11 protein-coding genes are annotated in these 11,278 nt (G+C 47.8%); 2 read left to right on the plus strand and 9 right to left on the minus strand.

The annotated features are described in order from the left end of the window. From V6C93_RS34550 to V6C93_RS34575, 6 genes are all read right to left on the minus strand, one after another. Positions 1 to 1,860: cation:proton antiporter (locus V6C93_RS34550; protein WP_333481221.1), on the minus strand; the 1,860-nt coding region annotated here is incomplete at its 3' end. A 253-nt stretch (positions 1,861 to 2,113) separates the two neighbouring features. Next, positions 2,114 to 2,782, minus strand: coding sequence for an HAS-barrel domain-containing protein (locus V6C93_RS34555; RefSeq protein ID WP_333481222.1), 669 nt, complete (start codon positions 2,780 to 2,782; stop codon positions 2,114 to 2,116). A gap of 154 nt (positions 2,783 to 2,936) precedes the next feature. After that, positions 2,937 to 3,131, minus strand: coding sequence for an NAD(P)H dehydrogenase subunit NdhS (locus V6C93_RS34560; protein WP_333481223.1), 195 nt, complete (start codon positions 3,129 to 3,131; stop codon positions 2,937 to 2,939). A gap of 97 nt (positions 3,132 to 3,228) precedes the next feature. Next, a complete protein-coding gene (gene rodA / locus V6C93_RS34565) occupies positions 3,229 to 4,494 on the minus strand; it encodes a rod shape-determining protein RodA (protein ID WP_333481224.1) in 1,266 nt (421 codons plus the stop codon). 188 nt (positions 4,495 to 4,682) lie between these two features. Further along, a complete protein-coding gene (locus V6C93_RS34570; protein WP_333481225.1) occupies positions 4,683 to 5,750 on the minus strand; it encodes an Mrp/NBP35 family ATP-binding protein in 1,068 nt (355 codons plus the stop codon). Between the two features lie 113 nt (positions 5,751 to 5,863). After that, positions 5,864 to 6,922 carry a hypothetical protein gene (locus V6C93_RS34575; RefSeq protein ID WP_333481226.1) on the minus strand — a complete coding sequence of 353 codons (1,059 nt, stop codon included), beginning with the start codon at positions 6,920 to 6,922 and terminating at the stop codon, positions 5,864 to 5,866. 145 nt (positions 6,923 to 7,067) lie between these two features. Here V6C93_RS34575 and V6C93_RS34580 point away from each other — a divergent pair, with 145 nt between their 5' ends. Continuing rightward, the gene (locus V6C93_RS34580; protein ID WP_333481227.1) at positions 7,068 to 7,835 is read left to right on the plus strand and encodes a class I SAM-dependent methyltransferase; all 768 of its coding nucleotides are present in this window, start codon (positions 7,068 to 7,070) and stop codon (positions 7,833 to 7,835) included. Positions 7,836 to 7,885: 50 nt separating this feature from the next. On the opposite strand, the gene V6C93_RS34585 is transcribed toward V6C93_RS34580, so the two are convergent. After that, positions 7,886 to 8,380 (minus strand): hypothetical protein, encoded by a 495-nt coding sequence (locus V6C93_RS34585; RefSeq protein ID WP_333481228.1) that lies wholly within the window; start codon positions 8,378 to 8,380, stop codon positions 7,886 to 7,888. Between the two features lie 55 nt (positions 8,381 to 8,435). Here V6C93_RS34585 and V6C93_RS34590 point away from each other — a divergent pair, with 55 nt between their 5' ends. After that, the gene (locus tag V6C93_RS34590) at positions 8,436 to 9,026 is read left to right on the plus strand and encodes a TetR/AcrR family transcriptional regulator (protein WP_333481229.1); all 591 of its coding nucleotides are present in this window, start codon (positions 8,436 to 8,438) and stop codon (positions 9,024 to 9,026) included. A 54-nt stretch (positions 9,027 to 9,080) separates the two neighbouring features. Here the strand turns inward: V6C93_RS34590 and V6C93_RS34595 are convergent, their stop codons facing one another. Together V6C93_RS34595 and V6C93_RS34600 are read right to left on the minus strand one after the other, a co-directional pair. Then, positions 9,081 to 9,710 carry a hypothetical protein gene (locus tag V6C93_RS34595; protein WP_333481230.1) on the minus strand — a complete coding sequence of 210 codons (630 nt, stop codon included), beginning with the start codon at positions 9,708 to 9,710 and terminating at the stop codon, positions 9,081 to 9,083. A 99-nt stretch (positions 9,711 to 9,809) separates the two neighbouring features. Next, a partial coding sequence (locus V6C93_RS34600; protein WP_333481231.1) for a helix-hairpin-helix domain-containing protein occupies positions 9,810 to 11,278 on the minus strand: 1,469 nt, incomplete at its 5' end.

The raw sequence follows: 11,278 nt of genomic DNA on the forward strand, positions 1-11,278 counted from the left end.
TGGTGGATCGGATGACTGCTGAGAGGCAATCAGCGATAACTGAGAACGAGTCCAGGCAATCTTACCCTGTGGGGTTCTGGGGTCGCAGACATGGAGCAACGTCACCTGAGCTTGATTGACCTGAGCTAAAATCTGGGCAAAGCGCACAGGTCGTATCGCTGAGGTTGATAAATTTTCTACGGGTACTAGAATCCGCCGAATTTTCAGCGGGGAATCCAAAAGCCGTGCCACTGCGACTAAACAGTGCGCCGACCACAGAACACTATCCGTCACATTACCGAACAAGCGGGCACGAAACCCTATTCGTCCACTCGATCCGAGCACAATCATACTGGCATCTTGTTCGCGACTCGCATGGGTAATGGCTGGAGCGATGTCGTACTCAATTCGCAGTTGCGGTGACGCCTCAACGCCCAATTCTCGACTCAGCTCTTGTGCCCGGTCGAGCAACATCTGGCTTCGGTGAACCGCTTTATCCATTTCCGGGTCATCCATGCGAGCATGAGCCTGTGCGATCGCCAATGGTACAATTCGACCCCTTTCGTGCCGTGCCAGCAACGTTGCCATTTCCATCAAGTACCGTTCGGTTTGGGGATTTGAAATCGGCACCACAACGGTAAACTCCCCTGTCTTTTTCGACTCTGCTGGAAGGTCTAACGGCTCAGCATCAGCTAGAGCCGATGCATCTGGGGTCAGTTGAGCCGCCGCTCGTGCCGTAATCAACGGCCCCATAATTGATGTGACCAGCATCATTAAGATCACACTATTGAGGACGGCTTCATCGAGAATCTTCTCCTGGTATCCCACCAGGGTTGCCGCCAGAGTCGCCGCCACTTGGGGTAAAGAGAGTGACCACATCGTCAGCAATTGCTGTTGATTGTATCGATAGACCAGCTTGATGATATAGGCTGCAACAAACTTACTCCCGATTAACCCCCCGATAATTGCTACCGTCAGTCCAAAAGAGGACAGGGTTTTAACAAAGGAATTGAAATCGAGCAGCAAGCCCATATCCACAAAAAAGATTGGGATAAACAGCACACTGCCAATAAACTCGACCTTTTCCTTAACCGGCCCATCCCCGACAACGTCGTTTACGGCTAAACCCGCAAGGAAGGCTCCAACTATTTGTTCAACTCCAACTAGCTGCGCTCCTACCGCAGCAAGAAACACCGCCAACAGTACAAATAAAAATTGATTGCCTTCATCACCTTTAGTACGACGAAAAAATTCTTTCCCCAGCCGATCAAAGCCAAATAAGATGGCGAGTGAATAGATGGCTAACGATACGAGCAAAATCGCTAAGCTGGCGGCTGAAAAGTTTCCCTTATTAACACCGACACAAATGGCTAGAACCAGCAAAGCGCCAATATCTGTAAAAATAGTGGCACCAATCGTGACGGTGACAGCTTCATTGTTGACGACACCCAGACGCTGCACAATCGGATAGGCGAGAAGCGTATGGGACGCCAGTAGGGAGCCAATCAAAATAGACGCATTCCAATCAAAGCCGCCAACCAGACGACCGACTAGGGTGCCGGTAATTAACGGCACGAGGAACGTCGTGCTACCAAATCCTAGGGAGCGATTTCTGGTTTTGCGGAACTGCGTGAGGTCAATTTCTAGCCCTGCGACAAACATCAGATAAATTTTTCCGATGTCTGAGAGCAGAATCATCGTCTCAGATTTGTTGTTAAGTAAGTTCAGTGCATTTGAGCCTAGTAAAACCCCTGCTGCCAACAAACCCACTAATCCAGGCAGTCGCAGTCGCTCAAATATCGGAGGCACCAATAAAATAACGGCTAAAAGGAGCGCAAAGGAAACAACGGGTTCTTTGAGAGATTCTGTAATTGATTCCATAAGCACCGGGCTGAGGAGGTAGATGGCTGGCGTAGCTGATGAGTGAGCTGAAACAGGGATTACTCCAAAACAGTTGTGCCTCTCAAGTTCCTTGCAGCGTTAAGGGCTATGGAATCTTAACTGTAAATCTTGGTTGTAACTTCTTTCTAGGGAGGGAATTAGGCTTTTCTAGGCGACGGCGACCCTCTAGGGTAATCCAGAGAAAGCAATCGCTCTCTCGCCCCTACGCGCTATTTTTTGAGTTATTAATTGATTACCAGTGAATTTGGCTCAAAATATACCGTAAGCGGTCATAATCATCCTTGAGTAGGATGCTCAATGTTCGTCCGGCTTTCACTAACCAATCACGGTCAGCCTTGCGTAATTGATAAACCTCTCGAATTGCCGCTGCGGTTAGGGCTTCTACTGGCGCTCCATTTACTTGCAACAGCGTCCGTAAAAAATCCAACTGTTCGCTGAAGTGAATAATCTCTTCGGGTTGGCACTGGTAGACCGCTTGATGAATTTGCGGCGGACGGGGGGGAAGATACTGATAGGCGGGGCCACTGAGATACTTTGAACCGTTACTCCCCTGGCTTGGCGGCGTAAATCCTACAATCGCCGCACGAAACTCGGTTTTGAGCATGGCAAAAATTTGAGGCTGCTGCTCTCGCAATTCTTCCAGTGACAACCCCAACGCTCTGGCTCGATGTACAGAATCGATTGGGCTGGTGGTGGCATAATAAACCACGGCTAGGACTTGATTTCCTGACTCTTCATCCACAGACCTCACCCAGCTCCCAAAGGGAGGCATCACCGGAAAGCTTAAATCTTCCGGCTCGAGACACTGAGCCAAAAACTCTGTTGTTGCTGTTTCGATCACCTCAGCAATGTGATGCTCAGGGCGATCGCCAAGTGAAAACTGGGGTAGAGGAAGACGCATAGGAAGTATGAAGGATTTTCGGCGTAGCCGTTGCCGCAAATTACGATGAAGCTGATGATTGGTCAAAGCTTCAGGAAGGACTCAACCGATATGCAAGCGATTAACTCCCTTTTCATATTTCATATGTCATCCTTCATCCTTGATACTTCATCCTTTATTTGCCCTTTTTCCCTGTTGTGAGTTCAACAGCTTCTAGTTCAGAGAGTTGGAACGTGACTAACTTGTCCCAGTTGCCTCCTTCAAATAAGACCGCCGCTTTGCCATCACTCACACGTTGGACGAGTCCTTGAAAGTGGTAATAGATGTCGTTAGCATTAATGACGCGAACAATCGAGCCTGGAAGAATCATGAATCTCTACGAACTGAGTTTGTATTAATAGCTTACTAGGAGTCAGTCGTCACTGATCATTGATCAAAACTATGGTCTGACGACGAATGACTAATAACTAAAACTTTAATCGAGGTCGATGATTGGCTACTGATTGCACCAACCCAAGACCGAGAAAGTTCGCCAGCAGAGCCGATCGCCCATAACTGAGTAAAGGCAGCGGAATACCGGTAATGGGAGCCAAACCAATATTCATCCCGATGTTAACGACGGTCTGAAACACAATCATGGATAGAACACCGATGGCTATGAGAGAACCAAAGTTGTCCTTGGCATTCTGAGCAATAATCACCAAGCGCAGGCAGAGGAACCAGAAGGCGAGGAGGACACATAAGCTGCCGATGAACCCCAGTTCTTCCCCAATCGCGGAGAAGATGAAGTCAGTATGCTGTTCCGGGATAAAGCGGAGTTGGGTTTGGGTGCCTTGGTGAAGTCCTCTTCCCCAAATCCCACCAGCTCCGATCGCAATCTTAGATTGGATCAAGTGGTACCCTCCTCCCAGGGGGTCTTTATCGGGGTCTAAAAATAGAAGCAGGCGATCTTTTTGATAATCCTTCAACAAGCCCCACAACAGGTGCCCTAAACCACCGGAAACCGCATTCACGGCTAAGGCTCCTAAGGCTCCTAATATCGGCCAAGAGAAACTGCGCCAGCCAATATACACCATTCCGCCTACCCATAAGAACCACGCTGGTAAAAAGGCGTTGAAGACGATCGCTGAAATAATGGGAGAAAGCATCAGTATCAGCCAGCCTGGATTGGCATTCCCCCAATAGAGCATTCCCATCGTAATGGAACCGAACACCAATGAGGTTCCTAAGTTAGGTTCCAAAAAGACAAAGATCCAGGGAACGGCTGCCACTCCTAAGGCTCTCAAAACAGCCATCAAGGTTGAAGCGGGTTCTGAGTGGAGAATCGCAGCCAGACTAACAATCAACCCAATTTTGGCGAATTCAGAGGGTTGAACCTGGAAGCCCAAGATGCCGATCCACCGTTGAGCACCGTTGGCAGTGCTACCAATGAGCATCACCGCGATCAGACCGACAATCGTGATGCCATAAACAACCCAATGCCATTGAATGAGGATTTCGTAGCGCCATCGTGCGATCACTAGTATTATGGCTAGCCCAATACCGCCAATAATCCAATGCCACCACCAGTCCGTCTGCCCATTATTCAGTTCAGCACTGCGAATCATCACCCCACCAAGACCGGTGAGACCCAGGGTTAAGCCTAAGAGCGGCCAGTCTAGTTGCTGCCAAGGTGCCAGGAACGACTTCCATCGCATCCCAACGTGCGTACCAAATAGTGTTCGTTGCAACATATCAAGCTGTGAAGGTTCTTATTGTTAGCAATTAGCTCGGCTAAAGTCTAAGTTTCAGGAATTTTAGAAAAGATTTTGTGATGAAGCGTCAAGACTGAACAGGGCTGCTCCTCAACAGGTTTGTTCACTAATTAACAGCGGCAATTTGATGCTCGATCCATTTCACACCATCCTTCATCCTTCACTCTTCAATGGCTACTGAGGGCTGCGACGGAGACTTTGGCTGCAATCTGGGATGCGATCGCAACGAGTGCTTTAGCCGATGCTGACTCCGGGTCGGCAACCACAATTGGCACTCCCGCATCGCCTCCTTGCCTGAGGGAAATTTCTAGGGGAATACAGCCTAACAAGGGAACATTCAACTCCTTTGATGTCTTCTCGCCGCCACCCGAACCAAACAGATCGTACTGGCGATCGGGTAAATCGGGTGGGATAAAGTAACTCATATTTTCCACAATTCCCAGTACAGAGATTCCCATCTGTTGAAACATCTTTAATCCCCGGCGGGAGTCCAATAACGCTACGGTTTGCGGCGTTGTCACAATCACAGCTCCTGCCATCGGGACGGCCTGACTTAAGGTGAGTTGGGCATCACCAGTTCCAGGTGGCATGTCCACAATCAAATAATCCAATTCGCCCCAATTGACCTGGTAAAGAAACTGGCGGATTATACCATTCAACATCGGTCCTCGCCAAATCACGGGCTGGTCTAGGTCAATCAAAAAGCCCATTGAAACCAGTTTGACACCGTGGTTAAAGGCCGGTTCCAACACCTCTCCCTTGGCACCTTGCTGCACCGACACCTGGGCAGTGGCTAACCCCAGCATCGCTGGTGTATTGGGGCCATAAATATCCGCGTCAATCAAACCCACTTTGGCTCCCGCCTGCGCTAAGGCTACTGCCACATTCACCGCTACGGTGCTCTTGCCAACACCCCCCTTACCACTGGAAATTGCCACAATATTCTTGACCCCATCGATTCCCGTGCGATCGGGCAGCGATTTTTGCTGAGGTGTTTCAGCGGTGACATCCACCACAACTTTTTCCACACCGGGTAATTGCTTTACTGCCTTCTGGCAATCCTCAACAATAAATTCCCGCAAGGGGCAAGCGGGCGTTGTCAATACTAAGGTAAAGCTAACCGTACCTTGGTCGATTGTGACATTCCGGATCATGTTCAATTCGACCAAACTCTTGCGGAGTTCGGGGTCTTGAACGGGTCGTAATACGTCTAGAACTGAACTAGCATCAAGCATAATAGATTCACATTCCTGGCCTCAGTGATGAAGTCTGGGGCAGATTCGTTAGGGATTCTTCATAGATCTTAAGGGTTTGTTGCTGAATTGATGGTTAATGAATAACGATTAGCTTATTTCTGACTCGGACTAATCTTGAGTGTGAGACTATAATCCCGATCAACGGGTTTACCGGCCATCAAAGTAGGACTAAACCTTAGCTTGGCGATACTCTTGTTAGCCAGGAGCTTAGCTTTATCAGCACTGAGATTTCCTGGCAGCTCTTGAGGCGGAAGCCTTACCAGGGTTGCTTTTCCAGTGGACTCAATGATTATTTCCACCTTCAACGCCAAGTCCCGATCTAACGTTATTCCCAGTTGTTTGAGTTCAGCGCCAGATAATTTGCTGTTGCCTTCTAGCAGAGAGGCTAGTTTGTCATTGTAATTGGGGTCGTTAGGGTGGAGAATCTCACCGTTGTTAGCAATCGGGTCAGGTGTACCTGTACTGGAAATTAAGATACCCCCTGACTGAGAGTCCGATGAGTTCTGATTTCCGCCTGACCCATTGGAAGCGACGGGACTGGGAGAAGGAGAGGTTGATGAGCCATTAGTCTCGTTCCCCTTGTTATTGGGTGAGTCAGGCTTGCTTGAGGAAGTCTGTGTTCCAGACTGATTGTTTTGGGAAGAAATGGGAGCAGGCGAGGGCTTCTGTGTGGGTGTTCCCGGTGAAGGCTTTTGAGATGGGTTGGTTGCAGGCGATTTTTTCACCGTTGGAGACTGTTTCGGAGACGGGGTTTGTTTACCTGCTTGAGTAACACCGGGGGATGTATTCGTCTTCGGCAAGTCTGCGGGGAGTGAAGTTGAGGCGGTTTGACTGGTAGGCACCTGCTTGGGTGTCTTGGTGGGAGTGTTTACCGAGGGCAAGTTAGTGGGAGCAACTGATGCCGTTGTTGGCGTGGGTTGAAGTGGCAATGAGGCTTCGGACGCTTGGGCAATGACATCGACAGGAATGAGAGATCTAGCGGAGTGAAAGCTGTTGATGCGTACCATCAGCCATAAACGCAGCATTCCCAAGACAAATAAATGAATGACCAGAGAGCTTAAAACAACAGTCGCCCAAAGTCCTGGTGGGTCAGAGTGACGCCGCTCACTCAGCGGAGTGTTAGCCGTTGGCTTCTGATTTTGTTGTGTCATTCTTGCTCTCACAGGTGACGCCCTTCTCTCTAATACTGCCAAAAAGCTCCTGTACGATCTGGACAAACGGCTGACATCACTAAACTATTTATACAAAAAGAGTATTTTGTCACGCTCAAACCAACTATAGAGAGCCATCATCGGCATGAAAGAAAATAATCCATCCCTGCCATTACGGGTTGTAGCCATTATCCTTGTCGTCCTGCTTTGGTTGACGCTGAGCGGGTGGGAAATTCAAGTTTCCAAGACCGTTGCAAATCCGAACTCTGTGTATCAGGAACGAAGGGTTCACAGCTCAGACGGTATTGGCAAATTTTACATGGGGCGAGAAATCGCTAAAGTAATGGGACATACAGAAGCCTTGTGGCTAGAACGACCGAGTCGAGAGACGACTGAGCAGCCACAGCAATTACTAGACAGCCTTAACCTGAAACCCACCGATGTGGTGGCGGATATTGGGGCAGGAACTGGCTATTTTAGCTTTCGCATCAGTCCACGGATACCTCAAGGGAAGGTGCTGGCAGTGGATATTCAGCCGGAGATGCTCGATATCCTGAATTTTCTAAAAACAGAGAATAAAGTTACCAACGTTGATCCGATTTTGGGAGATGTTACCAAGCCTAATTTACCCCAAAACAGTGTGGACTTAGCTCTGATGGTAGATGCTTATCACGAGTTTGAGTATCCCAGAGAGATGATGGAAGGGATTGTGCGATCGCTCAAGTCGGGTGGACGGGTAGTACTTGTGGAGTACAGGCGTGAGAACCCCTTGATTCCTATTAAAGGCATCCACAAAATGACTCAGAAGCAAGTGCGTAAAGAAATGTCGGCAGTGGGTTTGCAATGGCTGGAAACCAAAAACTTTTTACCTCAGCAGCACTTTATGGTGTTCCAGATCCCAAGCAAAGGCTAATTTACTTGGTCTCAAGTAGTTGCAATCCCCACACACTCTCCTAAAACCACTCATTTGATGAACGGGAAAAGGTCAAACTCTTGACGAATTTCCAACAGCGAACGGTCTAGCATTAGTTCAAATTCAAGAAATGGGACAAAATGCTGACGATTGCGATTTTTTAGCCACATTGAAATCAACTCTGGCAACAATCGCGGCAATTCAAACAAGATTGCACTGTACAGCCAAATTACACCATCACGTTGTATCAAGTCGGCGTACATCACATCTACGGCTGGATTCTTCCGTTCGCGCAGGTAATCTCGGAACTTGAAATCACTTGTCAAAAATGTCAGTGGCAGAATCTTGAGTTCATCGTACATGTCCGTATCGCAGCCATAAATGACGTGACTAGCATCATGGGCGAGTAAGATCTTGGCAAAATCCTTTGGTTGGGTGCTGGGATGGGTAAAGTCGGAATTGACAGCGTAGTATTCCTCCAGCCCTTCATGGAGTGTCTGGAGACTATTTTTGTCTGTGTAACGAGGACGAGGACGCTGGTTCATAATTCAGCACTCTTGCTTTCGATACGATAACGTTTCGTAATGTAGCCTAACATGTATGAGTGATACTGAAAAAAAAACGCTGGGACGTCCTCGCAGTGCCCAATCTCATCAAGCCATTCTGCAAGCGACCCTTGAATTGCTGGCAGAAGTAGGATTTGAGCGCATGAGTATCGACGCGATCGCAGCCCGTGCAGGTGTTAGTAAACCCACGATCTACCGACGCTACAAATCCAAGGAAGAACTCGTTGCAGATGCCATTGAAAGTCACAGAGAAGACGTTATCATTCCCGACACAGGTAGTTTTTGGGGCGATATAGAAGCACTAATTCAAAGTGCCGCACAAATTACCCTCAGTCCCTTGGGACGACAAACAGTTGGCATGATTATCAGCAGCGCAACTAGCAACCCCCCGTTTGCTCAGGTTTACTGGACAAAATATTTACAACCTCGACGACAAGCTTTTGCGATTGTCTTGGAACGAGCAAAAGCAAGAAATGAAGTTAAAACCGAGGTTGATTCCAATCTAGTTTTCGACATCATGAGTGGAGTGATGCTTTATGCATTAGTTTTTCAACCCACGACTGAACCTTGGGAAGCGTATGTTTCCCGCGCCTTAAAGCTTGTCCTAAAAAATGCAGTGGTCTAGTTCTGATAAAGGTCTTCCTCGCCTGTTGAGCTTTCATCAGTTTTGAGATAGTTTCTAGGGGAGCGATTGACCCAAATAGGCAGCGCGGAGCGATCGCATAATTTCTCCGTAGCAAACGTACCAAAAATAAAAGACGATATTGATTTCACTAAACAACTTTGGGAAACCTTCTAAAAGGCTAGAAAATGCCCCAATGTTTAAGTGTAATGAGTCTATCAGGATACCAAAGGCTAATAAGCCCAAACCAACGAGTAATATCCAGTAGGGAGTTGATTTAATTCGTCGATTGAAAGCCAATCCGTATCCCAGAAGAATAATGGCGTAGACGGAGATAGTTGCCAGTTTGGGAAAGCCTGCGATGCCAAGGATGACGTGAAGGCGATAAATTTCGTTAAACAGGAAACCTCCCGTTAGCAGCGCAGAATACAGAATAAATATATTCTCTGTCCGACGAGGTTGAATTCGGCTGAGTAAGGCAAAAGTAAAAGCACAAACTACGGGGGGCACACAACACAGAATTTGGAAGGTATGGGTCAAGAAAGCTACATCAATAGAACGATGGAAAGGAGGTTGAAGAAATAAGTCACTGACAGATGAACCGAAGAATTTGGCATAAATAATTAGAGCTAAAACTAGCAGAAGAGATGCGCTATTGAGCCAAAAAACAGAACGGTAAGATTTCATTAGATCACTTGGCAGGGAGTTGGCTCAATAGAGATACAGGATGAGAGGAGCTAGTTCCGCAAATCTAGCGATATTTCATTGAAGAAAGTTTTTTCTCAACTATCTCTTCTTACCAAATTTCGCTTTTAAGTCCTCAATGGTGGGCGATTTTGGCTCTGTACGCTTGCTGATTTTTTTGCTACTTCCGTCACCAATTGGCTTATCCGGCGCTCGCATGGATAGGCTAATTCGCTTTAATTTCTCGTCCACTTCCAGCACTCTTACTTTCACCACTTGTCCTACTTTGACAATTTCTTTGGGGTCTTTGACAAATCGATCTGCCAGTTGTGAAATATGCACTAACCCATCCTGATGCACACCGATGTCAACGAACGCGCCAAAGTTAGCAACATTGGTCACAATACCTTCAAGTTCCATGCCAATTTGAAGGTCGGAGATTTCCTTGACTCCTTCTTTGAAGGTGGCATACTTAAACTCAGCGCGTGGGTCTCGTCCTGGTTTTTCCAATTCGCTGATGATGTCCCGTAACGTGGGAATGCCGACGGTATCGGTAACGTATTTTTTCAAATCGATTGACTTGAGCTTATCTGCCGCTTGAGATATCTGTGTTAGGGGAACTTTTAGATCGGATGCGATCGCTTCCACTACCGGATAACTCTCAGGATGCACCGCCGTATTATCCAACGGGTTCTCACCATTACGAATTCTCAAAAAACCCGCCGCCTGTTCAAACGCTTTTGGCCCCAACTTCGGCACTTTAAGCAGTTTCCGGCGATTGGTGAACGCACCATGCTCGTTGCGATAGGCGACAATGTTTTTTGCGATCGTTGGCGTCATGCCAGAAACAAAGGTCAGGAGTTCCTTGGATGCCGTGTTTAAATCCACACCCACATAGTTCACACAGCTTTCAACGGTTTCATCCAGCTTCTTCTTGAGCAGCTTCTGATCAACATCGTGCTGATACTGTCCCACACCAATCGATTTGGGGTCAATTTTAACTAATTCAGCGAGTGGGTCTTGCAAGCGGCGTCCAATACTAATCGCACCCCGTACCGTTACATCTTGGTCAGGAAACTCCTCCCGTGCCACCTCACTTGCCGAATAAATCGAGGCACCCGACTCATTGACAATCACTTTAATCGGCTTGCGTTCCAACGTCGCTAGCACTTCCGTAACAAACTCATCCGTTTCGCGGGAGGCGGTACCGTTACCGATCGCAATTAGTTCAATCTTGTACTTCTCGATCAGGTTCTTGATGATACTAACCGCTTGAGTACGTTGTCCAGCACCTGTATGGGGGAAAATAGTTTGGTATTCCAAAAATTTCCCGGTTTCATTGAGGACAGTCACCTTACAGCCAGTCCGAAATCCAGGGTCAATGGCTAAGGTTGGCTTCATTCCCGCAGGTGCAGACAGCAGTAACTCACGCAGATTAGTTTCAAACGTCTTGATTGACTCGATATCAGCGTAAGCTTTTCGATCGGTGCGAACTTCCGTTGTCAGGGAAGTCTTCATCAGACGGTTGAAGGCATCTTTGAGCATTCCCCGGTAAAAGTCCCGAACTGCTG

Origin of the sequence: Allocoleopsis sp. (assembly GCF_036703385.1) — a bacterium.
Classification (GTDB): domain Bacteria; phylum Cyanobacteriota; class Cyanobacteriia; order Cyanobacteriales; family Coleofasciculaceae; genus Allocoleopsis.